Origin of the sequence: Gilliamella sp. B2911, assembly GCF_026536965.1 — a bacterium.
GTDB lineage: Bacteria > Pseudomonadota > Gammaproteobacteria > Enterobacterales > Orbaceae > Gilliamella > Gilliamella apicola_E.
On sequence record NZ_JAFNNA010000003.1, the window covers coordinates 218,734 to 244,679 of the forward strand.

21 protein-coding genes, 1 tRNA gene, 1 rRNA gene and 1 pseudogene are annotated in these 25,946 nt (G+C 37.0%); 12 read left to right on the top strand and 12 right to left on the bottom strand.

Translation table 11 applies throughout. From position 1 onward, the window contains the following. Positions 1–8 precede the first annotated feature (8 nt). From djlA to parE, 3 genes are read right to left on the bottom strand one after another with little or no spacing between them, the layout of a single operon-like run. Positions 9–848 carry a co-chaperone DjlA gene (gene djlA, locus J3U27_RS04660; RefSeq protein WP_220225394.1) on the bottom strand — a complete coding sequence of 280 codons (840 nt, stop codon included), beginning with the start codon at positions 846–848 and terminating at the stop codon, positions 9–11. A gap of 1 nt (position 849) precedes the next feature. Continuing rightward, the gene (gene parC, locus J3U27_RS04665; RefSeq protein ID WP_220225393.1) at positions 850–3,078 is read right to left on the bottom strand and encodes a DNA topoisomerase IV subunit A; all 2,229 of its coding nucleotides are present in this window, start codon (positions 3,076–3,078) and stop codon (positions 850–852) included. Between the two features lie 27 nt (positions 3,079–3,105). After that, the gene (gene parE / locus J3U27_RS04670) at positions 3,106–4,995 is read right to left on the bottom strand and encodes a DNA topoisomerase IV subunit B (protein WP_065733711.1); all 1,890 of its coding nucleotides are present in this window, start codon (positions 4,993–4,995) and stop codon (positions 3,106–3,108) included. A gap of 223 nt (positions 4,996–5,218) precedes the next feature. On the opposite strand from parE, the gene J3U27_RS04675 reads away from it, so the two are divergent. The 5 genes from J3U27_RS04675 (at position 5,219) to ubiA (ending at position 10,768) form a co-directional block, all read left to right on the top strand. Beyond that, positions 5,219–7,669 (top strand): DMSO/selenate family reductase complex A subunit, encoded by a 2,451-nt coding sequence (locus tag J3U27_RS04675; RefSeq protein WP_267331110.1) that lies wholly within the window; start codon positions 5,219–5,221, stop codon positions 7,667–7,669. Positions 7,670–7,690: 21 nt separating this feature from the next. Continuing rightward, the gene (locus tag J3U27_RS04680) at positions 7,691–8,305 is read left to right on the top strand and encodes a DMSO/selenate family reductase complex B subunit (RefSeq protein WP_267343381.1); all 615 of its coding nucleotides are present in this window, start codon (positions 7,691–7,693) and stop codon (positions 8,303–8,305) included. Between the two features lies 1 nt (position 8,306). Next, the gene (locus J3U27_RS04685; protein ID WP_267331112.1) at positions 8,307–9,146 is read left to right on the top strand and encodes a dimethyl sulfoxide reductase anchor subunit family protein; all 840 of its coding nucleotides are present in this window, start codon (positions 8,307–8,309) and stop codon (positions 9,144–9,146) included. A 35-nt stretch (positions 9,147–9,181) separates the two neighbouring features. Continuing rightward, positions 9,182–9,757, top strand: a complete 576-nt coding sequence (locus J3U27_RS04690) for a TorD/DmsD family molecular chaperone (RefSeq protein ID WP_065733715.1) — start codon at positions 9,182–9,184, stop codon at positions 9,755–9,757. A gap of 180 nt (positions 9,758–9,937) precedes the next feature. Continuing rightward, complete coding sequence (gene ubiA / locus J3U27_RS04695; RefSeq protein WP_065733716.1) at positions 9,938–10,768, top strand: 4-hydroxybenzoate octaprenyltransferase; 831 nt, start codon at positions 9,938–9,940, stop codon at positions 10,766–10,768. A 132-nt stretch (positions 10,769–10,900) separates the two neighbouring features. Here the strand turns inward: ubiA and folP are convergent, their stop codons facing one another. The 3 genes and pseudogenes from folP to rlmE all read right to left on the bottom strand — a co-directional run bounded on the left by folP (position 10,901) and on the right by rlmE (position 14,485). After that, positions 10,901–11,737 carry a dihydropteroate synthase gene (folP, locus tag J3U27_RS04700; RefSeq protein WP_267331113.1) on the bottom strand — a complete coding sequence of 279 codons (837 nt, stop codon included), beginning with the start codon at positions 11,735–11,737 and terminating at the stop codon, positions 10,901–10,903. A 192-nt stretch (positions 11,738–11,929) separates the two neighbouring features. Continuing rightward, positions 11,930–13,783 (bottom strand): annotated as a pseudogene (gene ftsH / locus J3U27_RS04705) (ATP-dependent zinc metalloprotease FtsH); the annotation flags it as partial. Between the two features lie 75 nt (positions 13,784–13,858). Continuing rightward, a complete protein-coding gene (rlmE, locus tag J3U27_RS04710) occupies positions 13,859–14,485 on the bottom strand; it encodes a 23S rRNA (uridine(2552)-2'-O)-methyltransferase RlmE (protein ID WP_065562809.1) in 627 nt (208 codons plus the stop codon). Between the two features lie 98 nt (positions 14,486–14,583). Between rlmE and yhbY the strand changes: the two genes are divergently transcribed. Further along, positions 14,584–14,877, top strand: a complete 294-nt coding sequence (gene yhbY, locus J3U27_RS04715; RefSeq protein ID WP_065562810.1) for a ribosome assembly RNA-binding protein YhbY — start codon at positions 14,584–14,586, stop codon at positions 14,875–14,877. 44 nt (positions 14,878–14,921) lie between these two features. On the opposite strand, the gene greA is transcribed toward yhbY, so the two are convergent. Beyond that, on the bottom strand, positions 14,922–15,398 hold the full coding sequence (greA, locus tag J3U27_RS04720) for a transcription elongation factor GreA (protein ID WP_065562811.1): 477 nt from the start codon (positions 15,396–15,398) through the stop codon (positions 14,922–14,924). Between the two features lie 228 nt (positions 15,399–15,626). On the opposite strand from greA, the gene J3U27_RS04725 reads away from it, so the two are divergent. Genes J3U27_RS04725 through hslO form a run of 3 tightly spaced genes read left to right on the top strand, consistent with a single transcriptional unit; the run spans position 15,627 to position 18,542 of the window. Continuing rightward, the gene (locus tag J3U27_RS04725) at positions 15,627–17,225 is read left to right on the top strand and encodes a hypothetical protein (RefSeq protein ID WP_267331114.1); all 1,599 of its coding nucleotides are present in this window, start codon (positions 15,627–15,629) and stop codon (positions 17,223–17,225) included. 59 nt (positions 17,226–17,284) lie between these two features. Beyond that, entirely contained in the window at positions 17,285–17,677 is a 393-nt protein-coding gene (gene hslR, locus J3U27_RS04730; protein ID WP_065733720.1) for a ribosome-associated heat shock protein Hsp15, read from the top strand. Continuing rightward, positions 17,655–18,542 carry an Hsp33 family molecular chaperone HslO gene (hslO, locus tag J3U27_RS04735; protein WP_065733721.1) on the top strand — a complete coding sequence of 296 codons (888 nt, stop codon included), beginning with the start codon at positions 17,655–17,657 and terminating at the stop codon, positions 18,540–18,542. Before hslR ends, hslO begins: the two co-directional genes overlap by 23 nt. A gap of 211 nt (positions 18,543–18,753) precedes the next feature. On the opposite strand, the gene tsaA is transcribed toward hslO, so the two are convergent. From tsaA to metN, 4 genes are all read right to left on the bottom strand, one after another. Beyond that, positions 18,754–19,461 carry a tRNA (N6-threonylcarbamoyladenosine(37)-N6)-methyltransferase TrmO gene (gene tsaA / locus J3U27_RS04740; protein ID WP_267331115.1) on the bottom strand — a complete coding sequence of 236 codons (708 nt, stop codon included), beginning with the start codon at positions 19,459–19,461 and terminating at the stop codon, positions 18,754–18,756. Between the two features lie 79 nt (positions 19,462–19,540). Then, the gene (gene metQ / locus J3U27_RS04745; protein WP_065733723.1) at positions 19,541–20,440 is read right to left on the bottom strand and encodes a methionine ABC transporter substrate-binding lipoprotein MetQ; all 900 of its coding nucleotides are present in this window, start codon (positions 20,438–20,440) and stop codon (positions 19,541–19,543) included. A gap of 14 nt (positions 20,441–20,454) precedes the next feature. Beyond that, positions 20,455–21,114 (bottom strand): methionine ABC transporter permease, encoded by a 660-nt coding sequence (locus J3U27_RS04750; protein ID WP_065562822.1) that lies wholly within the window; start codon positions 21,112–21,114, stop codon positions 20,455–20,457. 112 nt (positions 21,115–21,226) lie between these two features. Beyond that, positions 21,227–22,258: a methionine ABC transporter ATP-binding protein MetN gene (metN, locus tag J3U27_RS04755; RefSeq protein WP_065562817.1), complete on the bottom strand. Its 1,032-nt coding sequence runs from the start codon at positions 22,256–22,258 to the stop codon at positions 21,227–21,229. Between the two features lie 116 nt (positions 22,259–22,374). On the opposite strand from metN, the gene gmhB reads away from it, so the two are divergent. After that, positions 22,375–22,911, top strand: coding sequence for a D-glycero-beta-D-manno-heptose 1,7-bisphosphate 7-phosphatase (gene gmhB, locus J3U27_RS04760; RefSeq protein ID WP_065562818.1), 537 nt, complete (start codon positions 22,375–22,377; stop codon positions 22,909–22,911). Positions 22,912–22,947: 36 nt separating this feature from the next. Here the strand turns inward: gmhB and J3U27_RS04765 are convergent, their stop codons facing one another. Then, on the bottom strand, positions 22,948–23,667 hold the full coding sequence (locus tag J3U27_RS04765; protein WP_267331116.1) for a DUF4184 family protein: 720 nt from the start codon (positions 23,665–23,667) through the stop codon (positions 22,948–22,950). A 503-nt stretch (positions 23,668–24,170) separates the two neighbouring features. Here J3U27_RS04765 and J3U27_RS04770 point away from each other — a divergent pair. Together J3U27_RS04770 and J3U27_RS04775 are read left to right on the top strand one after the other, a co-directional pair. Beyond that, positions 24,171–25,708: ribosomal RNA gene (locus tag J3U27_RS04770) — 16S ribosomal RNA — on the top strand. A gap of 53 nt (positions 25,709–25,761) precedes the next feature. Next, positions 25,762–25,837, top strand: a tRNA-Glu gene (locus J3U27_RS04775). Positions 25,838–25,946 lie beyond the last annotated feature (109 nt).

Here is a 25,946-nt window from a genome sequence, read left to right on the forward strand (position 1 = left end):
AATAATCTCTATTTGAATCCACGAGATGCTTTTATAAGATCGTAAGCAGCTTGAATTTCTTGTGCTCGCTTTTTGGTTGCCTCTAACATCTCTTTTGGTAAGCCTTTTGATGCTAATTTATCTGGATGATGTTCATTCATTAACCTGCGATAAGCTTTTTTGATTTCAGGAATATCAGCAGATGAATCTATCCCTAAAATTCTATAAGCATTTTGCAAATCTGATTGGTGAGAACTGTTTTGATAATTGCCATAATTATTGCTTTGTTGATATTGACTATTTTGTTGATTATTATAATATTCTTGACGGAAATGAAAGCTTCCCATCATCATCTGAATATATATAACCATTTGTTGGCGAGGAATATGGAATTCTTCAGCAACAATAAACAAAATTTGTGACTCTTTTTCATCTAAATTACCATCAACTAAAGCCGCTTGAATTAATTGTTCACAAAATATATTTAAAACATTTCTTCTAAAACGATATTGAAAGTAGAGTTCTCGTAAACGCGATCGAAGTGGGTAATCACTTGCTTTACCACGATTAAATGACTCTTGGGCTAATTGGCGACCGGCTGCATCAAGTTGTAGCCGATCCATAAATTGCCGAGCAAGATTAATATCATCTTGGGTAACAACACCTTTAGCTTTACTCAGATGCCCCAATACTTCAAAAGCAACAATTAAGTACAAAGTTGGGTTTGATTGTGTCCTTTTTTCATTTAATCTATTGCCAAATGCTTGATACAACATTGGACCTATTAATAGACCAAGTATAAATCCCCATCCGGATTTGAAAACTGAGCTCAGTATTAACCCGAGAATAATGGACCAGATAAAAGACATATTATTCGTTTACCTCAATTCGATCGATTTTTTGTAATCCACGCGGTAGTGATGTTCCTTTACGAGCACGCTCTGCTCTAAATTTTTGTAAATCAGTAGAAGAAAGCGTAAGTTTGCGTTTACCAACATACAACGTCAGTGAGGTTTCAGGCGTTATCAGCATCATATAAGCTAGGCTATCATCGCTGGCAGATAATGAGATAATTTTATTTCCTTTACCTTTAGATAACTCTGGTAAATCTTTCACCGGGAAGATAAGCATTCTACCCGCTTGACTAATTGATAAAAGCAAGCTTTCCTCTGATACTATCTCAATCGGTGCAAGTACATTTGAATTATTAGATAAATTAATTACTGCTTTACCGTTACGATTACGCGCAATTAAATCGCTAAATTGACAAATAAAACCGTATCCGGCACTAGAAGCAAGTAAGAATTTTTGTTCTTCATCGTTTGACATTAAAACATGTTCAATAGTTGCACCTGCTGGTAATGCTAATTTACCGGTAATTGGCTCGCCTTGTCCTCGAGCTGATGGTAAAGTATTTGGCTCAATAGCATAACTTCGCCCAGTTGAATCGATAAAGACAACTGGCTGGTTACTTTTACCTTTTGCAGCAGCTTTAAAGCTATCGCCTGCTTTATAACTTAATCCGACGGGGTCAATGTCATGACCTTTAGCCGCTCTTACCCATCCCATTTCAGATAATACAATTGTGACGGGTTCAGAAGGTGTTAATTCTTGTTCAGTGATCGCTTTAGCTTCACTTCGCTCAACGATTGGCGAACGGCGTTCATCGCCATACTTTTCAGCGTCTTCTTGCAATTCTTTTTTGATTAAATTACTGAGTTTTCTTGGTGAAGCAAGTAGAGCTTGTAGTTGATCCCGTTCTTTAGCAAGATCAGCTTGTTCGCCTTTAATACGCATCTCTTCCAATTTAGCTAAATGACGAAGTTTTAACTCTAAAATAGCTTCTGCTTGTATTTCACTTAAGGCAAATCGCTTAATTAATTCTTCTTTTGGTTCATCTTCATGACGAATTATTTCAATAACTTCATCAATATTTAGAAACGCAATTAATAAGCCATCTAAAATATGTAATCTTTTTAGGATTTTATCTAAACGATAATTTAATCGACGTGTTACCGTCAAACGTCGATATTCTAACCATTCAGTTAATATTTCAACTAATCCTTTAACTGATGGACGATTATCAAGTCCAATCATATTCATATTGACGCGATAGCTTTTTTCAAGATCCGTGGTAGCAAATAGATGATTCATAACTTGCTCTAAATCCACTCTATTAGATCTTGGGACAATTACTAAACGGGTTGGATTTTCATGGTCTGACTCATCGCGTAAATCTTCAATTAATGGTAATTTTTTCGCCCGCATTTGCGAAGCAATTTGCTCTAAGATTTTAGCACCTGAAACTTGATGAGGAAGATCAGTAATAACAATATCACCCTCTTCTTTTTTCCAAACTGCACGCATGCGGATTGATCCTCGTCCAGTTTGATAAATTTTAGCAATATCTTCTGGCGCAGTAATAATCTCGGCTTCTGTTGGAAAGTCAGGGCCTTGTATGTGAGCCATCACTTCACTAAGTGTTGCTTTTGGGTTATCTGCTAACATAATAGCAGCATTTGCTACTTCACGAATATTATGTGGTGGAATATCAGTTGCCATACCAACAGCAATGCCGGTTGTACCATTCAATAAAATATTGGGTAATCTAGCTGGCAACATTTTAGGTTCTTGTAAGGTACCATCGAAATTTGGCGTATAGTCAACAGTGCCTTGCCCTAATTCGCCTAATAATAATTCTGCATATTTTGATAGACGAGATTCGGTATAACGCATAGCCGCAAATGATTTAGGATCATCTGGAGCTCCCCAGTTTCCTTGACCATCTACTAATGGGTAACGGTAAGAGAATGGTTGTGCCATTAACACCATTGCTTCATAACAGGCACTATCGCCATGAGGATGGTATTTACCTAACACGTCACCTACAGTACGAGCTGATTTTTTAAATTTAGCCTGAGCATTAAGCCCTAATTCTGACATGGCATAAACAATACGGCGTTGCACAGGTTTTAAACCGTCACCAATAAACGGCAGTGCACGATCCATAATGACATACATTGAGTAGTTTAAATATGCGCTCTCTGTAAAAGTACGTAGCGACTGAACTTCTACTCCGTCATGAGTTATCTCACTCATTATTGTTCCTCTAAATTATTCTGTATATTAGACATCAAGTTCAACTTGGTCACCTTTTTCTTGTAACCATTCTCGGCGATCTTCTGCTCGTTTCTTAGCCAGCAGCATATCCATTAATGCCATGGTTTCCTCTGCATTATCTAGTGATAACTGAACTAATCTACGAGTATTAGGATCCATCGTTGTTTCACGGAGTTGTAATGGATTCATTTCGCCTAAACCTTTAAAACGTTGTACATTCGGTTTACCCTTTTTACGTTTAAGCTGATCTAAAATCCCTTCTTTTTCTTCTTCATCAAGGGCATAATGCACTTCTTTACCTAAATCAATACGATAAAGCGGAGGCATAGCAACAAAGATATGCCCATGTTCAACCATCGCCCGAAAATGACGAACAAATAACGCACAAAGCAAAGTGGCAATATGTAATCCATCTGAGTCTGCATCAGCTAAAATACAGATTTTACCGTAGCGCAATTGACTTAAATCATCACTATCAGGGTCAATACCTATGGCAACCGAGATATCGTGGATTTCTTGTGAGCCTAATACCTCGTCTGATGATACTTCCCAAGTATTTAAAATTTTACCTTTTAATGGCATTATGGCTTGATATTCTCTATCTCGTGCCTGTTTGGCTGAACCACCTGCAGAATCACCTTCTACCAAAAATAGTTCAGTACGACTTAAATCCTGTGAAGAACAATCGGCCAATTTACCAGGTAAAGCAGGACCACTTGTGAGCTTTTTACGAATAACTTTTTTAGATGCTCGTAGGCGTTTTTGCGCACTTGAAATGACCATTTCAGCCAATAATTCTGCAATTTGCACATTTTGATTTAACCAAAGACTGAATGCATCTTTAACAATTGCCGAAACGAATGCAGCGCTTTGTCTTGATGAAAGGCGTTCTTTGGTTTGACCAGCAAATTGAGGTTCCTGCATTTTTACGGATAACACATATGCGCAGCGTTCCCAAATATCATCGGCGGTCAGCTTTAGGCCTCGAGGAAGCAAATTACGGAACTCGCAAAATTCGCGCATAGCATCAAGTAAACCTTGACGTAAACCATTAACATGAGTACCACCTTGTACAGTTGGAATCAAGTTAACGTAACTTTCAGTTAAAAGTTCCCCACCTTCTGGTAACCAGAGTAAGGCCCATTCGACTGCTTCTGTTTCGCCGGTATGACTACCAGTAAATGGCTCTTCAGGTAATAGTGTGTAACCACTAACAGATTCCATTAAATAATCTTTTAGACCGTCCTGATAACACCAGCGTTGTTCAGTATTGTTAATTTTATCTTTGAAAATGATTTCTAACCCTGGGCAGAGTACCGCTTTTGCTTTAAGTAAATGAGTTAAGCGGGGTACAGAAAATCGTGGTGAATCAAAATACTTTTCATCAGGCCAAAAACGTACTTTTGTACCGGTATTTCGACGACCACATGTACCTATTACATGTAAATCCTCAACTTTATCACCATTTTCAAAAGCGATTTGATAAACTTGCCCATCACGATTTACAGTAACTTCTACACGCTTTGATAATGCATTAACAACGGAGATACCAACACCATGCAAACCGCCTGAAAATTGATAATTTTTGTTGGAAAACTTACCTCCAGCATGTAAACGGCAAAGTAAAAGTTCAATAGCTGGTACACCTTCTTCAGGATGAATATCAACCGGCATACCTCGCCCGTCATCAATAACCTCAAGTGAATTATCTTCATAGAGTGTAACTTTAACTTGGCGGGCATGTCCTGCAATAGCTTCATCTACACTATTATCAATAACCTCTTGTCCCAAATGATTTGGGCGAGCAGTATCAGTATACATGCCTGGTCGATGGCGGACAGGATCGAGTCCTTTTAGGACTTCAATATCAACAGCATTATAAGTGGATTGTGACATAAGTTTTCTATTTATTCGAATAAATGGGCATATTATACCAATCTTTCTTTAAGATGCATGAAATTAAATTGATAATGAAAATCAAATTAAATTTTTAATTGATAATAATTCTTATTTTATTAATTTATTTTAAGTTAATTTCGATTTTAGCCTTTTTTCTGTTTTATAATCTTATCTATAGTATTATGATAAATACATCCCAAATAAAAAATAAGGGAATAGGATGAGCAAGTCAGAAAACAAAATAACTCGGCGTGATTTTTTGCAAAAATCACTAGCAATTGGTGGTGTGGCAGCACTAGCAAATAATTTGCAATTACCTTTTGCTTATGCAACATCTGAAACAAATCACGATAAAGCATTGATACCTAATCCCACTAATGATGAAAAGATTTTCTACAGCGCCTGTTTAGTGAATTGCGGTAGTCGCTGCCCACTAAAAGTCCATGTTAAAAACGATATTATTACTAAAATCTCATCCGAAGACGGTATTAATGATCCTATCTTCGGTCAACATCAAATTCGCCCATGTTTGCGGGGGCGAGCAGTACGCTGGCGAACTTACGATCCGGAGCGTTTAAAATACCCTATGGTGCGAATAGGTAAGCGTGGTGAAGGTAAATTTAAACGTATTAGCTGGGATGAAGCAATAACTTTATTGGCAGATAAACTTAAATACACCATTAATCGTTATGGCAATGAAGCTATTTATTGTCAATATGGAACAGGTACCACCGGCGCAAATATCGCCGGACGCAGTGCTTGTAGACGGTTTTTAAGTACTATCGGTGGTTATCTAAATTATCATGGCGATTACTCAAGTGGACAGATAACTGCTATTAAGCCTTATATTTATGGCAATGCTAAAGAGTCGCTTATTGATCAAATTAAACATTCAGATTTGGTTGTTATGTTTGGACATAATGTTGCTGAAACGCGAATGTCAGGCGGTGGGCAAGTAACGGAACTGTTTCATGCTTTAGCGCAAAGTAAAGCCAGAGTGATTATTATCGATCCTAGGCGTAGCGAAAGTGTGGTTGGCTATAATGCCGAGTGGATCCCGATTATTCCCGGTACCGATGCGGCGTTAGTTGCTGCAATTGGCTATGCTTTACTGGAAGAAGATAAAATTGATGAGGCAATGCTTAATCAATATTGTGTGGGTTGGAATGCTGACTCATTGCCGGATAGCGCACCCCCTTTTAGTGATTATAAATCTTATATTTTAGGTTTAGGTGATGATAGAACACCGAAAACGCCGGAGTGGGCAGCAAAAAAAACCGGTATCCCCGCTAAACAAATTCGTAAACTTGCCTTGGATATTGTTAACGCTAAAGCAGCATGGATTTCGCAAGGCTGGGGAGCACAACGTTGGCAAAATGGTGAGCATACTACAAGAGCAATTATGATATTGCCTATTATCACTGGTCAATTTGGTAAACCGGGCACCAATATTGGTACTTGGGGCGGAAGCGTGACTTATCCGGTTCCGGGGCTGAATTTATTAAATCCGATTAAAACCAGTATTCCATTTTTTTTATGGACTAAAGCAATCGAATCACCGCAAAGCATGACCGCAAAGAATGCTTATATACTTGGTAAAGATAAATTGGATGTCGGTATCAAGTTTATCTGGAGTTACGCCAGTAATGTAATTGGTAATCAGCATGCCGATCTCAATCGAACGCACCAAATTTTACAAGATGAATCTAAATGCGAATTTATCTTAGTGTGGGATACTCACATGACCGCATCAGCACGGTATGCCGATCTGTTATTACCGGATGTGTCATCTGTGGAAAGTAACGATTTAATTAATAATTCTTATGCATCCGGTGCTTACCATTATGTTATTCGTATGCAACGGGCTATTAAGCCACTTTGGGAAAATCGATCGTCTTATGATGTGTTAACTGAGTTATCAGAAAAAATGGGCGTTAAAGATAAATTTACTGAAGGGCGAACGCAAGATGAGTGGATAGCGTATAGCTATGAAAGAATGCGCAAGCAAAATCCTGATTTACCGCCTTTTGCTGACACTGACGGTAAGGGTATTGTCGATCGTAAGTTAGCGGATAGCGATGCGCAAATTGCCTTAAAAGCATTCCGGGATGATCCGATTAATCAGCCATTAAATACCCCGTCTGGCAAAATTGAAATTTATTCAGAAGCGCTGGCAAAAATAGCGGGTGAATGGGAGATTGAGCCGGACGATAAACTCTACCCAATTCCTGCTTATTTGCCTGCTATTGAAGGGAGCGAAGATCAACAAAAACGCGATAAATATCCGCTGCAAATGATTGGATTTCATATTAAAGGGCATTGTCACTCCTCTTATAGTAATCTTCCCCAACTACGAGAAGCTGTTGCCAGTAGCGTTTGGATTAACCCAATTGATGCTGAACAAAGACAAATTAAGCATGGGCAATTAGTTGAAGTATTTAATGATCGTGGTCGGCTTTATATTCCGGCTAAAGTAACGCCTCGTATATTACCGGGCGTGATCGCTATACCTCAAGGGCTATGGGCAAAAACTAATGCTGCTGGTGTGGATATTGGTGGTTGTATTAATCGTTTAACCTCATTGCGCCCGTCAGTGTTAGCGAAGTCAAATTCGCAGCATACTAATTTGGTTGAAATCAAACCATTATCAACTATGCCAGCGGCATCATAATTAAAAAGGGAGATGATTAAAATGCAATATGGATTCTTTATTGATTCTTCCAAATGTACCGGGTGTAAAACCTGTCAGTTGAGCTGTAAAGACGAAAAAGATAATGCGCTGGGCGTGCATTTTCGCCGAGTTTATGAGTATGGTGGTGGATCGTGGCAACAAGTGGATGGGATTTGGCAAAATGATACTTTTACTTATTATTTGTCAATCTCATGTAATCATTGTGAGCAACCAACTTGCGTGCAAGGTTGTCCAACTGGTGCGATGCATAAACGCCAACAAGACGGCTTAGTGGTTGTTAATCAAGATGTGTGTATTGGTTGCCGCTATTGCGAAATGCGCTGTCCATATGGTGCGCCACAGTTTGATCATCAAAAGCGGGTTATGTCAAAATGCGATGGTTGTTATGAGCGTGTAGCCGAAGGCTTAAAGCCTGTGTGCGTCGAATCTTGTCCGCAACGTGCTTTAGATTTTGACGAGATAGGGAAATTACGTGAGCGTCATGGTGATGAACGTAATATTGCCCCTTTGCCTAATGCAGAGTTGACTAAACCGAATATTGTTATCAAACCACATGCTTTGGCTAGAAGCTCAGGCGATACACAAGGAAAAGTGCTCAATCCGGAGGAGGTATAATATGCATGAATTACCATTGGTTTTTTTTACGGTATTTGGGCAATTATCTGCCGGAATGGTGCTGTTAAGCAGCTTATCTTGCTTAATGAATTGTTCACAAGCTAATCCCATTATTCGTCAAAAAATTAATCTGTTAGCGCTGGTTTTTATGGCTATTGGTATGCTGCTTGCCTCATTCCATTTAGGGCATCCTTTGCGGGCGTTAAATGTGATCTATGGGATTGGACGTTCGCCGATGAGTAATGAGATTTTCACTTTTGGTGTGGTATTTGGCGTTACATTCGCCTCAGTATTAATCCACTACTTTTCTCTCAATCCGGATAGCCAAAAACTGAAATTGATTAAACCGCTTTGTTTAAAGATTAATCGCTTTCCCTATATCAACCAGCTGATAGCCATCATCTTAATCCTACTGAGTTTAGTTTTTGTGTGGACGATTGTTTTAACTTACATGCTACCAACAGTGAAAACATGGGATACCAACTATACTGCAATTCAAATGTATACAGCGATGCTGGCGTTGGGTGGAATTGCTAGCGCAATGCTTGGGTTATATCGTTTAGGCAACGCAGCTTTTCTCATTGGTAGTGTATTGATTATATTATTAAAAATTCCCTATTATAATTTAATGACGACCATAAGCCCGGAGCTGGCTTGTGCGCAAGCAAGTTGGATGATTGCTGAGTGCATTTTAATCATAGTGGCACTACTATTGGTTGCTTTTAACATTTACCGCGCCAAACATCATGCAATAATTTATCTTACTGCTTTTGCTTGTGTGTTTATTGCTGAAGTTTGTGGCCGTATTGCCTTTTATAATTTATGGATGATACCGCTATAATTAACAATATAACTGACCGACAACAAGTAATGTCAATGAATAAAGAGAAAAGATTCGATAATCTCACTTGTGCTACCCTAGCAAAAGTACTGGGTGCTTTTTTTTATTATCCGCCTAATAGTCAAACCGTTGAACCGTTGCTTGAGGCTCTATTGCATATTGACCAACTGGCGGATTGGCAAAATCCAGAGCTCATTAGCCAGCAATGCCAGATATTGGCAACGCAAATCAGCCATGCCGATCTGGATTATCAATTCTCGTTATTGTTTGAAGGGCAAGGCAAAATGCCGGCCCCGCCTTGGGGATCTGTCTATTTGGATCAAGAAAAACTATTAATGGGGGAATCGCAAGAGCGCTATCGTCAATTTTTACAGCAGCATGGTTTAACGCTTAATACCGGTATGAATGAGCCGGAAGATCAATTTGGTTTAATGTTAATGGCTTATGCGATATTGCTGGAAAAACAAAAAACGCAAGCGGCGAATCAACTGATTGATGAACACTTAATGACTTGGTCATCAGCTTATCTAGATCAATTAAAACATAATCAAGTTAGCCAATTTTATCGGGCATTAGCCGTGATGGCAGAGCAGTATTTACTTTTGTTGTAACGCTTTATTACCACAATTAATCAATTTAGTTAGATTAACCGTTTTGGATATGACACGATATTAGGTAAATTGACTTGATTGATTACACATGTAGCAGCATCAAATAAAAACGGTATTTATCCGCATTGCAGCTTTAACAAGATCAGGTATAATCCGCCCATTATAATTGAGGATAGATATATGTTAGCTTATATAAAACTGATGCGGTTAGATAAACCAATCGGCATTTTACTGCTACTTTGGCCGACTTTGTCAGCAATATGGCTTGCTGATCCCTATCCAACTGAAAAACTGGTTTTGATATTTACGCTAGGTGTCATTGTTATGCGATCCGCCGGTTGTGTTGTGAATGATTATGCTGATCGCCATTTTGATGCGCATGTAGAGCGAACTCAAAGCCGTCCGTTAGTGCAGGGTGAATTAACAGCAAAGAATGCTAAATGGACATTATTGATATTATTATTAATGGCCGCTTGTCTATTATTATTTTTAAACGCTTTGTCGTGGTTGATTGCTGGCTTTGCATTGTTAACTGCGATGATTTATCCGTTTATGAAACGTTATACTTATTTTCCACAAATAGTGTTGGGAATTGCATTTAGTTGGAGCATTCCAATGGTCTATGCGGCCACAATTGAACAGTTTCCGTTAACCTGTTGGTTATTGTGTTTGGCAAATATTTGTTGGACAGTTGCTTATGATACCGAATATGCCATGGTTGATCGAAATGATGATATCAAAATTGGCATTAAATCGACGGCTGTTTTGTTTGGTTACTATGATAAATTGTGGATAGGCATTCTACAGATAATAACATTGATTTGCTTGATAATTATTGGTCTCAATAATCATTTATCTTTTATTTATTATTGTGGATTATTGGTTGTGTCGTTACTGTTTATTTATCAACAATGGTTAATCAATGATCGTGATAGAACTCGATGCTTTAAAGCTTTTCAAAATAATAATTATGTTGGTTTTATGATGTTTCTAAGTATTTTTATTGTTTAAAAATTATTTGAAACAGTGATGCCAAAAATTGAAAATTCTCAAGCATAAAACAAAAAGGGATTTTTATAGTATTTGTCTAAAAATTCCCTTTTTAATAAAATAATGGCTTATTTTGTTAAAGTTAAACCCCGTTTATTCCTGTTCAGCTAAAGTGGCTTGCACAATTCGCAGTGCATCAAAGGTTTCTTTTACGTCATGAACTCGAATAATCTGCGCACCTTTCATGGCTGCAATTACTGCACAAGAAACGCTACCTAACATACGTTCTTTAGGCGAAACATTTAATACTTGTCCAATCATGGATTTGCGAGACATGCCAACTAATAGCGGTAAATGAAAGTGATGAAATTTTTCAAGTGTTGCTAGTAATCGATAATTGTGTGCCAATGTTTTACCAAACCCAAAACCCGGATCAAGAATAATTTTTTCTCGTTCAATTCCTGCGTTTATGCAACGATTGATATGATGAGCAAAAAATTGATCAACTTCTTGATAGATGTCTTGTTGATAATGCGGAGCATTTTGCATAGTTTGGGGATCGCCTTGCATATGCATAATGCAAACCGGTAATCCTGTTTGAGCTGCGGCTTCGACTGCTCCAGATTCTGTTAATGCTCGGATATCATTAATTAAATGTGCTCCTGCTTTTGCTGATTCAGTCATAACTTGAGGCTTAGAGGTATCAACCGAAATCCAAACATCAAAATAGCAAGCCACTTTTTCAACTAAAGGCACAACTCTATCTAATTCTTCTTCAACTGAGACAAAGGCTGCACCAGGACGAGTTGATTCGCCCCCTATATCAATAAATGTTGCGCCTGCTTGTATCATATTATCAACTCGACGCATGGCATCATCAAGATTGTTATAATTACCGCCATCAGAAAAAGAATCTGGCGTCATGTTTACGATACCCATTACCTGTGGAAAAGAGAGATCCATAATTTGATTGTTGAAACGAATTTCCATGATTATGCCTTATTTGAGTCATCTGCTTTTTGTTATCGCTAAGCTTTGTTATAAGCTAAACGATAGCAAAATCATTCAAGTTTATTACCTGTTTTGAAAATCACTTTTATTTTAGATTTATTTAAATTATCCGATAAAAAACGCGCCGTAGCGCGTTATAAAAATTAAAACAGATTAATCATCAGATTCAGGTGGTGTACCTTCATTCGGAACTTCTTGAGCTGCTATTTCATCACTGGCTGTCCAGCCTTCTGGTGGTGTGACTGGCTGGCGATTCATCAGTTCATCAATCTGTTGTTTATCAATTGTTTCATATTTCAGTAAAGCATCTTTCATTGCATGAAGAATATCAATATTTTCAGTTAGTGTTGTTTTAGCTCGTTGATAGTTTCGTTGAAGGATTGCATCAACTTCTTCATCAATAATTTTTGCTGTACCATCAGATATTTTTTTCATGATTCCATAAGAAGATTCTTCATATTCAAATAATGCAGGTGGTAAACGATCTGAGAAACCCCACTGTGTAACCATTGCTCTGGCTATGTTAGAAGCGTATCGTATATCACTAGATGCACCTGAGGTAATTTTATCTTCACCATAAATTAGGCCTTCGGCAATTCTTCCTGCATAAGCTGTAGATATTTTAGACTCTAACTGAGTACGGCTTTGACTAATTTGATCGCCTTCTGGTAAGAAGAAGGCTACACCTAATGCCCCTCCTCGAGGAATAATAGTTACTTTATGAAGCGGATCATGATCTGGCATTAAATAACCTACAATTGCATGTCCCGCTTCATGATAAGCTGTATTGGTTAATTGCTCTTTTGTCATGGATAACGAACGACGTTGAGTACCCATATCGATTTTATCTTTGGCCTCTTCAAACTCATCCATCGTGACTAAACGTTTATTACGACGCGCGGCAAATAGCGCAGCTTCATTAACTAAATTAGCTAATTGAGCACCGGAATAATTTGGTGTTCCGCGAGCTAATACTGCTAGATTAACATCAGAACCTAAAGGCACTTTACGTACATGTACTGCCAGAATTTGTTCACGGCTTTTTAAGTCCGGTAAATCAATTTGAACTTGACGGTCAAAACGACCCGGACGAAGTAATGCAGGATCGAGAATGTCCGCACGGTTTGTTGCTGCAATAATGATAATACCACTGTTAGCTTCAAAGCCATCCATTTCAACTAACATTTGGTTTAGAGTTTGTTCGCGTTCATCATGTCCGCCCATTGAGCCGGCACCACGTTTTCGACCAACAGCATCAATTTCATCAATAAAGATAATACATGGTGAATGTTTACGGGCTTGTTCAAAGAGGTCACGTACACGTGATGCGCCAACACCGACAAACATTTCAACAAAATCTGAACCTGAAATACTAAAGAAAGGCACGTTTGCTTCACCCGCAATGGCTCTAGCTAATAATGTTTTACCCGTACCCGGAGGTCCAACCATTAAAATCCCCTTAGGAATACGACCGCCTAATTTTTGGTATTTGCCAGGATCACGTAAAAAATCGACGACTTCTGTTACTTCTTGTTTAGCTTCTTCACTGCCTGCTACATCTGTAAATTTAGTCTTAACTTGGTCAGGCGTTAACATTTTGGCTTTACTTTTGCCTACCGACATTGGGCCACCTTTACCCCCGCCTTGCATTTGGCGCATAACAAAGAACCAAAAACCAAGTAATAAGATAATTGGAAACCAAGAAATCAAGATACTAACCAATAAGCTTGGTTTTTCATCTGGACTGCCGTAAACAGCAATATCATTAAGCACCAAGTTATCGACTAGTTTTTCATCAAGGTAAGGGATATAAGTAACATAATTACTACTACTTTTAGTTGTAGCAACAATTTCGCGACCATTAATATGTACTTCTTTGAGTTTGCCGCTCGTTACATCCGAATTAAATTTGGTATAATCGACTTGAGGACCGCTATTGGATAACGCGCTGAATTGGTTGAATACAGCAAACAATACTACCGCGATAACGCCCCAGATCAGTAAATTCTTTACCATGTCGTTCAAAAGAAAAACCTCTCATAAAATTAACAGTTACGACTAAAATTAACCAAGTATGGTACTACAAAATTGTACGGCTGGCTACTTCATCCCCATTGCTACAATATATACTTCTCGAGACCGTGCGCGCGAAGCTTCAGGCTTTCGAATTTTGACTGTTTTAAACAGCGATCTAACTGTTTTTAGATATTCTTCAAAGCCTTCGCCTTGGAATACTTTTACAATAAAACTCCCATTAGGTGCAAGAACGTCTTTACACATATCTAATGCAAGTTCAACTAAATACATAGCTCTTGGTATATCAACTGCAGGCTGTCCACTCATATTCGGAGCCATATCTGACATAACAACTTGTACTTTCTCTTCACCAACGCGCTCAAGTAAGGTATTTAATACGGCTTCATCCCTAAAGTCACCTTGCAAGAAATCAACGCCAACTATTGGATCCATCGGTAATAAATCACAAGCAATAATTCGTCCCTTATTACCGATGAGTGATGCAACATATTGCGACCATCCGCCCGGTGCTGCCCCTAAATCCACGACAGTAATTCCTGGTTTGAATAGTTTGTCACTTTTTTGTATTTCTTCTAATTTAAACCATGCTCTAGAACGTAGGCCTTTTTTTTGTGCTTGTTGTACAAAGCGATCTTTAAAATGTTCATTTAGCCAACGAGTAGAACTTGCTGAGCGTTTTTTGTTACTCACAGCGAATAAATCCTTAGTGTATAGAGGTTACTTCAATTGATTACAAATATATATAAGGGTAGAATAGCAAAATTGCAACTTAATGTGATAAAAAATTAATGAATTTATCGAATAAACAAAAACAGTACTTAAAAAGTGAAGCTCATCATTTAAAACCGATAGTGATGATTGGTGCTAATGGATTTACCGAAGGCGTTCTTGCCGAAATCGAAAATGCACTAAATTTCCATGAGTTAATTAAAATTAAAATCGCTGCCGAAGATCGTGAAACGAAAAAATTAATTTGTGAAGCTATTATCCGCGAAACAAATGCATTACCCGTTCAACAAGTCGGATCTATTTTTACGGTATTTAGACCTAGCGAAGATAAGAAAATTACTTTACCCAAATAAAAAAACAGGGCAATAGCCCTGTTTTTTATTGCAGTTGAGTTTTATTAGATATACTCAACTTTAACAATATCAAATTCAACATTACCGCCTGGTGTTTTGATTTGGACGGTATCACCATCTTCTTTACCAATAAGACCTCGAGCGATAGGTGAGTTAACCGAAATTAAATTTTGTTTATAATCTGCTTCATCATCGCCAACAATTCGATAAGTTGTTTCTTCATCGGTATCGATATTAATTACAGTCACTGTGGCACCAAAAATTATGCGTCCAGTATTTTTTACTTTGGTAATATCAATAATTTGCGCTTGAGATAATTTGCCTTCGATTTCTTGAATACGACCTTCACAAAAACCTTGTTGTTCTCTTGCTGCATGATATTCCGCGTTTTCTTTTAAATCTCCGTGCGCTCTGGCTTCTGCAATAGCAGCAGTAATTTGAGGTCTTTTAATATTTTTAAGTTCTTCAAGTTCTGCTCGTAATAATTCGGCTCCCCTTACTGTCATTGGGATCTGTTTCATCTCGATTTTTTCCTGTTTATATGGTCAATAAAAAAGAATTTTTCACCTTAATCAAAGGATGAAGATTAATTCCGTGAATTTGTTATTCTAAAGTCATAATTGGCTATATATTAACGTTAAAACTAGTTTAACAACAAATCATTTATATTAAAATCAAGTGCTATTTTACCCAAAATCAGGTATTGTTATATAAATTTTAATCCATTTTTATTACTATACTGCTTATTTATGAGACGGTTACGATCTTGTTTAATTTTGCTCTTTTCGATTATCTGGTTGTTAATTGTAGTTAGTTATTTTGCCTTGCAAACCAACTATGGAGCAAAAATACTGAGTCAACAATTATCAAAGCTTGGAACATACACTATTTCAATTGGTAAGATAAATCATTCATTAGTTAATTTTTATGAGTTAAGTATTGATAATTTATTGGTAATAAATGATAAGCAAGAAGTGACTAAAATTGGAAAGTTAACTATTGGTTTTGATAAGAAAAATTTATGGCAACTTCATCATTTTAATTATATTAATGTGATTGATGGTGAATTTAATGGTGTTGATATTACTAATTTTTCGGCTAATGTATTAAAGTTTTATAATTCTACAATAAATTTTTCGTTCAATGATGAGCAAGATTCTCTTTCTTTAAAAGGCGTTGATGGCCGTATTAAACCCTTTGATTTAAGTAGTAAAGAGCCATATCAATTTGATTTCACTTCACAAAAAGCATCATTTAATCAGATACCGATAAACAAAATCTTGTTACAAGGATATTATCGTGATGGGGTTACAGCAATCACCAATTTAGGCGGTAATATGGATAATGGTTTTTTTGTTAGTAAATTAAAAGTATTAGCCGATGGTAGCTTAGATATAGCCCAATTAAGATTAAATAATATCCGTTTTCAACCAGATGATTATACTGAATTAAATAAGTATTTGCCTAAATTTCCAAAGTTTAGGTTAGAAGAACTTTTAATTTTAGACAGTAATATTCAATTACCTAATTTAATTATTGCTAAGGGAAATTTTGAAATAACCAATATTAGCTATGATAATCAGTGGAATCTGAATGAAACTTCCTTTATTTTTAATGCAGATAATGTGGTTTGGTTTGATCAAATATATTCTTCTTTATTGCTTCAATTGTCTTTTAAAGATAATGAAATTGATATCAAAAAAGCGGTTGCTCGATGGCATAACGGTGATGTTCATTTAGATGGTAGTTGGAAAAATAATTCATTACATTTGAATAAGTTATTGTTGACAGGCATCAGTTATGAATTATCTGATGAAGCAAAACAACCGTTATTACCAGATATATTTAATCGTGTTGACGTTGATCAGTTAATCATATTGCAAAGTATGTTAACCAGTATTAAATCTGATTATCCTTTTAACATTGCAAACTTTGATGTTTCGGGGAAAAATGTGAGCTTAGTTGAAGACAACAAATTGGGGTTATATTCAGGCTCACTATTTCTTAAAGCTAATAATGCTTCAGTTAATAAAGTAAGTATTAAATATCCTAGTGTGTCGGTAGATATTGATCTTCAGCATCGCACATTATTAAGTTTTAATGCATTAGTTAATGGCGGAATAATTGACTCAACTGCAATAATTAATCCTTTGCATTCTGAATTTGAATCATTTCACCTCATTAGCAAAGGTACCACAAGTGAGCTGCTTAATCGATGGAAGTTAGTACAGAATCCTCCAGAGTCGTTAAATTATCGAGCTGATTTGCGCGGTAAGATAGCTCCATTTAGTTTATCTGGAATTTTTTCGACAGGTGGCAATGATTATTCAATTCATCCACAACATTGATTTTAATAAAACGATACTTATATTAGTTATAAATGTATTAAGTCTTAAACGAGGAAACAATGCATCTCGTCAGATTAGATAAATGGTTATGGGCCGCGCGGTTTTATAAAACGCGTTCCATTGCTCGTGAAATGATTGAAGGTGGAAAAGTTCATTATAATGGCCAACGAGCAAAGCCAAGCAAAATAGTTGAAGTTGGGGCGATGATAGTGCTTAGGCAAGGTAATGAGCAAAAGACAATTCGAGTTTTAGCCATTAATGACCAGCGTAGAACCGCAAGAGAAGCGGAATATCTTTACCAAGAAACCCCAGAGAGCATTGAAAAACGTGAAAATATTGCTCAGGCAAGAAAACTTAATGCATTAGCCATGCCGCATCCGGACCGACGACCTGATAAAAAAGAGCGGCGTACATTAATTAAATTTAAATATGAAAGACAACAAGGCAATTAATATGGATACTTTAAATCGGTTTTTATTTGATAATCATCCTGTTCGAGGGGAAATCACGCGACTTGAAAAAACATACCAATCTATTTTAGAAAACCATAATTATCCTATTCCAGTACAGAATTTATTAGGTGAATTATTAGTAGCCACCAGTTTATTAACCGCTACATTGAAATTCGATGGTGATATTGCTGTGCAATTACAGGGGGATGGGCCATTAACATTAGCAGTGGTAAATGGCAATAATCTACAAGAATTACGTGGTGTTGCGCGAGTAAATGGTGAAATTGCCGATAATGCTACTCTTAGGGAGATGGTTGGCAACGGTTACATTGTAATTACCATCACGCCTAAAAAAGGCGAACGTTATCAAGGCATCGTTGGATTAGAAAAAGAAACGCTAACTGGCTGTATTGAAAATTATTTTATGCAGTCTGAACAACTGCCTACTCGTTTATTCGTTAAAACTGGAGTGCATAATAACACACCGATGGCTGCAGGGATTTTATTGCAAGTGTTACCTGCAAATGAAAATACTCAAGAGTCATTTGAGCTTCTAAGCACATTAACTGAAACCATCACTAGCCAAGAGTTGTTTCAACTTCCTACTGATGAAATTTTATATCGTCTTTATAATCAAGAAGAAGTTCGCTTATTTGAAACTCAACAAATTGTATTTAAATGTGGTTGTTCACGACAACGTTGTGAAGATAGTTTAATGACATTACCAGCCAAGGAAATTGATGAGATTCTTAATGAAGACGATGGCAAAATTGACATTCATTGTGATTATTGTGGAAAACATTATCTGTTTGATGCGATAGATATTGCTGAATTGAGAAATAAGAAAAATAACAATTATCATTGATGCAAATAAAAGGTGCCACTAAAATTATTAAAACTTTAGTGGCAAAGTGAAATATAGGGAATTAAACCCTCATTTAATTTAGCAGAATTAAGCTTCCTTACCAACCTATATTATCGGTATTATGTAACTCTTTTGTAAAGGATTTTTACAAAAAAAATATTTAATTACATATATCATTGTTTTGTAAATTTATCATTTAAATAAATTAACATTACCGTTCAATAATATGTATATTTTCAATAACGGCTAAGCAGCCTATCACCTTCCATTTAATATTAAAATGATATAGTGAGATTGCATAAGTTTGCTCATGGTTGTTTTTTTGTTTATAAGCTGGTCTTGGATCTTGAGATATTACTTGTTCAATTAATTCGGTTAGTTGTGGATAATCTTGTTGGGATTCAATAAATAATTTAGCGTTAGCTGAGAATGAAACTTCAAGTTTATGTTCAGGGAGCATTTGAGCGTAACCCGCTTTCGCATCAGGATGGCTATCACAGTAAGGTAAGTAGGGTTTTATATCAATTATAGGTGTGCCATCTACGAGATCTAATCCCCCTAACTTCAAAATCACCTGATTTTTTTCAACAATAATATCTATTAATTCAACAACTGAAAGACCAATATTATTAGGTCTATATGGAGATCTTGTTGCAAATACGCCTAAACTTTTGTTTCCTCCTAAACGAGGTGGACGTACCGTTAATCTCCTTTTGGTTGGCTCAATATGGTGGAAATGAAATAAAAGCCATAGATGAGAAAACTGTTCTAATCCTTTGACACTGATAGGATTGTTATATGGTGTAAGTAAATGTAGTTCACCTTGAGCAGCTTTGACCAGATTGGGTTGACGAGGCACTGCAAATTTTTCAACATAAGGTGACTGGATGATACCAATTGGTTCAAATTGATATGTCATTGTTGATTCTTTATTTAATTATTTTAATGATTTCCGTCGACGAATGCCGACGGAATATAATAAATTATAGCTTGCTAATTTACCAACCACGAATTGCGCCACCATTAAAAATTTGGTCAGCTTTTTGCGCTACTGCATCAGTTTGGTAAGCTTTAACAAAGTTTTTTACATTTTCATTATCTTTATCCGCTTCACGCGATACGATAATGTTAACATATGGAGACTCTTTATCTTCAACAAAAATACCATCTTTGCTAGGTGTTAAATTTGCTTGTCCAGCAAATGCATTGTTAATAATAGCAAGATCGACTTGCGAATCATCTAGCGAACGAGGTAGCATCGGAGCTTCTAGTTCGATAATTTTATATTCATATGGGTTACTTGTGATATCAAGTACAGTTGGCAATAAACCTTTTGTCTTATCAACAGTAATTAAACCTTCATGTTGTAATAAAAGTAATGCACGACCTAAATTTGTAGGGTCATTAGGAATGGCAATTGTTGATTTAGCTGGAATAAAGAACGTTTCGCCTCGAGGTGAGGTTACTTTTACACCTTCCCCAGTTTCACTGTTATTCTCAATCGGTTTTAATTTGTGTGAGTAACTTGCAATAGGGTAAACAAATGAGTTACCAACAACAGTTAATTTATAACCTCTTTCTTTGATTTGTTCATCTAAATATGGTTTATGTTGAAAAGCGTTAATATCAATTAATCCATCATTTAATGCTTGATTTGGAGTAACGTAATCATTAAAAATCACAAGTTCAACATCAAGATTATAAAGGCTTTTAGCTTGTTGTTTGGCTACTTCTGCTACTTCTTGTTCAGGACCTGAAATTACACCAACTTTAATAGTACTTACTTTTGCTGGTTCTGCTGGTTTGTTATCAGTTACAGACGATTGTTTATTATCACAACCTGTTAAAAAAAATGCACTTACCAAAGTAGTGGCTAGTGCTAGCTGTTTAATTGACATAATTTTCTCCAAAATTAATGATGAGTAACATACCTTACAATCCTATTGCCAATAGCTTGGATTAGGAATACTAATATAACTAATAAAATAACAACTGTATTCATTATAGCGGGTTTGTAACTATTATAGCCATATTGAATAGCCAATTGCCCTAAGCCTCCAGCTCCAACAGCTCCACTGAGTGCAATATAGCCTGTTAATGTTATCAGTGTTATTGTCATGCTATTAATAATAATAGGTAGAGATTCGGGAATAAGAACTTTATATATAATCTGTAATGGTGTGGCTCCCATTGAACGAGCAGCTTCAATTAAACCTTTAGGAATATCCAGTAAAGCATTTTCAATCATTTTTGCAATTAAAGGTGCAACACCTACACTAAGCGGAACAATAACACCTTGTCTACCTAAAAAGGTGGCTTGGCCGGTTATAATGTCCATTACTTCTACTGTGAAAGGTTTTATCCATAAAATTAATATAATAAAAGGAATTGCTCGAAATATATTTGTGAGAAAAGAGAATGTAAAATTTACAATGTCATTTTCAAGTATGTTACCTTTTCGGGTGACATACAACAATATACCTAATGGTAATCCAATTAACGTTCCATAAAAACCTGATAACAACACCATATAAATAGTATCATCGGTTGCTTGTGCCATTTTGAATAGCATTGCTTCACTAAAACCATTAAATGAAGAACAAAAGGTAACAAAATCTTCCCAGAAACCATGTTGAGCTAAATAGCGAAAAATCGATTCAAATGGTTTAAATGAAGGAATAAAATCAAACATAGCCTAAAACCTCAACTTTAGTATTATTTTTTTCTAGAAACGCAATTGCTGATGCAGTACTTTTCTGTTTTCCTTTCATTTCAGTTAACATCAAACCAAATTTAACGCCACCCGCATAATCCATCTGAGCGCTGATAATATTACTATCAACTTCGAATTCTTTAGCTATTTGAGACAGTAAAGGTAAATCTACCGATACACCAGAAAATTCCAAACGAACAAGTGGATTAAGTCCTTCTTTATGTACTGGTGTTAGTCTAGCTAAATAATCATCTGGAATAGTAAGGTGTAATGTTGATTGAATGAATTGCCTTGCAATATCTGTTTTAGCATGCGAAAACATTTCACCGACTGAAGATTGTTCAACTAATTCTCCGTTACTAATAACTGCTACTTGGTCGCAAATCTGTTTAACAACATCCATTTCATGAGTGATTAATAAAATGGTTAAACCTAGTTTTTGGTTGATATCTTTTAATAATGCTAAAATAGAACGTGTTGTTTCAGGGTCAAGGGCACTGGTTGCTTCATCACATAATAATACTTTAGGATCACTTGCTAACGCTCTAGCAATAGCGACGCGTTGTTTTTGTCCACCCGATAAATTAGCTGGATAGACATCAGCCTTTTCACTTAAACCTACAAGTTCAATAAGCTCATTTACTTTTTGCTTGATTACCTTTTTAGGTGTTTTATTTAGTTCAAGTGGAAAAGCAATGTTATCGAATACAGTTCTAGATGATAACAAATTAAAATGCTGAAAAATCATGCTAATCTTTCGGCGTACTTCAATTAATTTTCGATTAGATAAATGGGTGATATCTTGGTTGTCAAAAAATATTTTTCCACTGGTTGGTTTTTCTAATAGATTGACACAACGTATTAATGTGCTTTTACCTGCGCCTGACTTGCCAATAACACCATAAATTTTACCTTGAGGAACATTTAATGAAATGTCCTTTAAAGCATGGATAGTGGTTTTATTGTGCTCAAAATTTTTTGAGATGTGTTCAAGTTTTATCATGATATATACTAATAAAAAGGAATGGATAAATATTAAGACGTCTAGACATCTATGTCAATCGATAATATCCTATATAAAGCTAGATAGACACCTCTATAAAAGGAAGATGATTAAACATGAAGCCTGCTATATTTTTAGATCGAGATGGTACAATTAATATAGATTACAATTATGTACACACTATTGATAAATTCCACTTTATTGATGGTGTAATTGATGCAATGCGAGAACTCAAAGAAATGGGTTTTTTACTTGTTATTACAACTAACCAATCTGGTATTGCGAGAAACATATTTACTGACGAGCAATTCAATACCTTAACAGAATGGATGGATTGGTCATTACAAGACCGAGGTGTTGACATTGATGGTGTTTATTATTGCCCACATGATCCTCTGGTTGATGACTGTGAATGCCGAAAACCAAATCCCGGTATGATACAAACAGCAGCGAAAGAGTTAAAAATTGATATTGCCAACTCTTATATGGTCGGTGACCGAGTGTCTGATTTATTGTCGGGGAAAAAGGCCGGAGTTAAAAAAACGGTTTTGGTGAAAACCGGTGATGCCATTACTGAAGAAGCATTAGCGCAAGCTGATTGGGTAATTGATAGCTTGGCGGATTTACCCAATAAAATAAAAGCAGAGTCATAATTTTCTAAAAATACTATTGTTATACGGCATTTAAAATTAGTGCCGTATAATTTTCACGATAAGAGGTGATAATATTAACCCCAAAAATAGTGCATTAATAAAGTTCACCACACTTTGACCAAAGGTATGAATAGTATTGGCGAAAAAAAGAGAAAAACAACTTAAAAAAATCAAAAACACTGTCCCCCAATATAGAAAGCTAATTTTATTTGTCTTATCAACCAAGATCGGTAATCTGAAAATAAAGAGACATATTAAACTAAATCCTATCAAAGTACTTCCATGTTGGAGTAATTGGTAGATAGGAATATTAGTATTTTTTAATGAAATTGTCTGTTGTAAAAAAGGTAGGTGCTGTACAAAAAAGCCCGTTAAGTGGGTAAAACTATCCCAACCTAAATGAGATAGTGCGCCAATTAATGCAGAAGTTATGACAATAAACCAGTGATGGTAGCAATATTCACTCCAATTAAAATTTAGATAATGAGCAAATCGTTTATAAAGAAAATGGGGCAAATTCTTGATCAATTCATTACGAATAATAAAGTGAAAGATAAAAGCAACCATTAATGTTATTGGTAGATCAAAATAAAAGATACCTAATAAAGTATGGCTCATATCACTTTTTATTTTCATTCTAAGAAAATATTCAAAGTCAGGTGACATACTACCTATAATTAAGGTTGTCATGGAAAAAAATTTAGGCTTTTTGTAAAAAGGTAAAACAATTGCTGGATGTGCAAAAGTGAAAGGCATAAAAAATCCACTTAAAAAGTTAGACTGAAATAGAAAAAAAGCAATTATATAATCAATAGTAAATTAAAGAAAGTTTGTAAAATTTGTATAGAATTAGTTTATTTTCACAGCGCTATGTGTAAAAAAAACACAAACGGAAATAAATTTGCAATAATCGCTTGCATGATTTTTCTAAGGCTCTATAATGCGCATCCACTGACACGGCGTCAGCGAAAGCAGGCGATAATGAAGTTGGTGAACAAGATCAAATTTTTTAAAAAAAGATCTTGACGAATAAAAAGGTGTAGCGTAGTATACGCAGCCCTTGAGACAGCAAACTGAAGCAAGAAATCGCGAAGTTAACTTAAAGCTGTCAGCTCTTTAAAAAGAAGAAACAGACAATCTGTGTGGGCACTTGCGAGACAAAAAATTAAAAGTCTACGGACTCAAAAAATTAAGTCTTGATAAGTGACACTGAAGATTCATTTGAATATGTCAGAGACAGTTATTGAGCATCAAACTTTAAATTGAAGAGTTTGATCATGGCTCAGATTGAACGCTGGCGGCAGGCTTAACACATGCAAGTCGAACGGTAACATGAGTGCTTGCACTTGATGACGAGTGGCGGACGGGTGAGTAAAGTATGGGGATCTGCCGAATGGAGGGGGACAACAGTTGGAAACGACTGCTAATACCGCATAATGTTGAGAGACCAAAGCATGGGACCTTCGGGCCATGCGCCATTTGATGAACCCATATGGGATTAGCTAGTTGGTGAGGTAAAGGCTTACCAAGGCGACGATCTCTAGCTGGTCTGAGAGGATGACCAGCCACACTGGAACTGAGACACGGTCCAGACTCCTACGGGAGGCAGCAGTGGGGAATATTGCACAATGGGGGAAACCCTGATGCAGCCATGCCGCGTGTATGAAGAAGGCCTTCGGGTTGTAAAGTACTTTCGGTAATGAGGAAGGTGGTGTATCTAATAGGTGCATCAATTGACGTTAATTACAGAAGAAGCACCGGCTAACTCCGTGCCAGCAGCCGCGGTAATACGGAGGGTGCGAGCGTTAATCGGAATGACTGGGCGTAAAGGGCATGTAGGCGGATAATTAAGTTAGGTGTGAAAGCCCTGGGCTCAACCTAGGAATTGCACTTAAAACTGGTTAACTAGAGTATTGTAGAGGAAGGTAGAATTCCACGTGTAGCGGTGAAATGCGTAGAGATGTGGAGGAATACCGGTGGCGAAGGCGGCCTTCTGGACAGATACTGACGCTGAGATGCGAAAGCGTGGGGAGCAAACAGGATTAGATACCCTGGTAGTCCACGCTGTAAACGATGTCGATTTGGAGTTTGTTGCCCTGAGTGATGGGCTCCGAAGCTAACGCGATAAATCGACCGCCTGGGGAGTACGGCCGCAAGGTTAAAACTCAAATGAATTGACGGGGGCCCGCACAAGCGGTGGAGCATGTGGTTTAATTCGATGCAACGCGAAGAACCTTACCTGGTCTTGACATCCACAGAATCTTGCAGAGATGCGAGAGTGCCTTCGGGAACTGTGAGACAGGTGCTGCATGGCTGTCGTCAGCTCGTGTTGTGAAATGTTGGGTTAAGTCCCGCAACGAGCGCAACCCTTATCCTTTGTTGCCAGCGATTCGGTCGGGAACTCAAAGGAGACTGCCGTTGATAAAGCGGAGGAAGGTGGGGACGACGTCAAGTCATCATGGCCCTTACGACCAGGGCTACACACGTGCTACAATGGCGTATACAAAGGGAGGCGACCTCGCGAGAGCAAGCGGACCTCATAAAGTACGTCTAAGTCCGGATTGGAGTCTGCAACTCGACTCCATGAAGTCGGAATCGCTAGTAATCGTGAATCAGAATGTCACGGTGAATACGTTCCCGGGCCTTGTACACACCGCCCGTCACACCATGGGAGTGGGTTGCACCAGAAGTAGATAGCTTAACCTTCGGGAGGGCGTTTACCACGGTGTGATTCATGACTGGGGTGAAGTCGTAACAAGGTAACCGTAGGGGAACCTGCGGTTGGATCACCTCCTTACGAAGAGCTCGTAAGTGTTCACACAGATTGTTTGTTTAATAAGAAATAATTAAGTCCCCTTCGTCTAGAGGCCTAGGACATCGCCCTTTCACGGCGGTAACAGGGGTTCGAATCCCCTAGGGGACGCCATCAGATGAGATTATTTCAAGAATCAAAATTATTTTTGTATTTATTTGATATTCGAATGAATAGAAAGATAAAGCTCTTTAACAATTAGGAACAAGCTGAAAGAAACGAG

What these genes read in the sequence shown, in the direction of transcription:
- djlA (WP_220225394.1), bottom strand. Translation starts at nt 848, where the DNA reads ATGTCTTTTATCTGGTCCATTATTCTCGGGTTAATACTGAGCTCAGTT.
- parC (WP_220225393.1), bottom strand. Translation starts at nt 3,078, where the DNA reads ATGAGTGAGATAACTCATGACGGAGTAGAAGTTCAGTCGCTACGTACT.
- parE (WP_065733711.1), bottom strand. Translation starts at nt 4,995, where the DNA reads ATGTCACAATCCACTTATAATGCTGTTGATATTGAAGTCCTAAAAGGA.
- J3U27_RS04675 (WP_267331110.1), top strand. Translation starts at nt 5,219, where the DNA reads ATGAGCAAGTCAGAAAACAAAATAACTCGGCGTGATTTTTTGCAAAAA.
- J3U27_RS04680 (WP_267343381.1), top strand. Translation starts at nt 7,691, where the DNA reads ATGCAATATGGATTCTTTATTGATTCTTCCAAATGTACCGGGTGTAAA.
- J3U27_RS04685 (WP_267331112.1), top strand. Translation starts at nt 8,307, where the DNA reads ATGCATGAATTACCATTGGTTTTTTTTACGGTATTTGGGCAATTATCT.
- J3U27_RS04690 (WP_065733715.1), top strand. Translation starts at nt 9,182, where the DNA reads ATGAATAAAGAGAAAAGATTCGATAATCTCACTTGTGCTACCCTAGCA.
- ubiA (WP_065733716.1), top strand. Translation starts at nt 9,938, where the DNA reads ATGTTAGCTTATATAAAACTGATGCGGTTAGATAAACCAATCGGCATT.
- folP (WP_267331113.1), bottom strand. Translation starts at nt 11,737, where the DNA reads ATGGAAATTCGTTTCAACAATCAAATTATGGATCTCTCTTTTCCACAG.
- yhbY (WP_065562810.1), top strand. Translation starts at nt 14,584, where the DNA reads ATGAATTTATCGAATAAACAAAAACAGTACTTAAAAAGTGAAGCTCAT.
- greA (WP_065562811.1), bottom strand. Translation starts at nt 15,398, where the DNA reads ATGAAACAGATCCCAATGACAGTAAGGGGAGCCGAATTATTACGAGCA.
- J3U27_RS04725 (WP_267331114.1), top strand. Translation starts at nt 15,627, where the DNA reads ATGAGACGGTTACGATCTTGTTTAATTTTGCTCTTTTCGATTATCTGG.
- hslR (WP_065733720.1), top strand. Translation starts at nt 17,285, where the DNA reads ATGCATCTCGTCAGATTAGATAAATGGTTATGGGCCGCGCGGTTTTAT.
- hslO (WP_065733721.1), top strand. Translation starts at nt 17,655, where the DNA reads ATGAAAGACAACAAGGCAATTAATATGGATACTTTAAATCGGTTTTTA.
- tsaA (WP_267331115.1), bottom strand. Translation starts at nt 19,461, where the DNA reads ATGACATATCAATTTGAACCAATTGGTATCATCCAGTCACCTTATGTT.
- metQ (WP_065733723.1), bottom strand. Translation starts at nt 20,440, where the DNA reads ATGTCAATTAAACAGCTAGCACTAGCCACTACTTTGGTAAGTGCATTT.
- J3U27_RS04750 (WP_065562822.1), bottom strand. Translation starts at nt 21,114, where the DNA reads ATGCTATTCAAAATGGCACAAGCAACCGATGATACTATTTATATGGTG.
- metN (WP_065562817.1), bottom strand. Translation starts at nt 22,258, where the DNA reads ATGATAAAACTTGAACACATCTCAAAAAATTTTGAGCACAATAAAACC.
- gmhB (WP_065562818.1), top strand. Translation starts at nt 22,375, where the DNA reads ATGAAGCCTGCTATATTTTTAGATCGAGATGGTACAATTAATATAGAT.
- J3U27_RS04765 (WP_267331116.1), bottom strand. Translation starts at nt 23,667, where the DNA reads ATGCCTTTCACTTTTGCACATCCAGCAATTGTTTTACCTTTTTACAAA.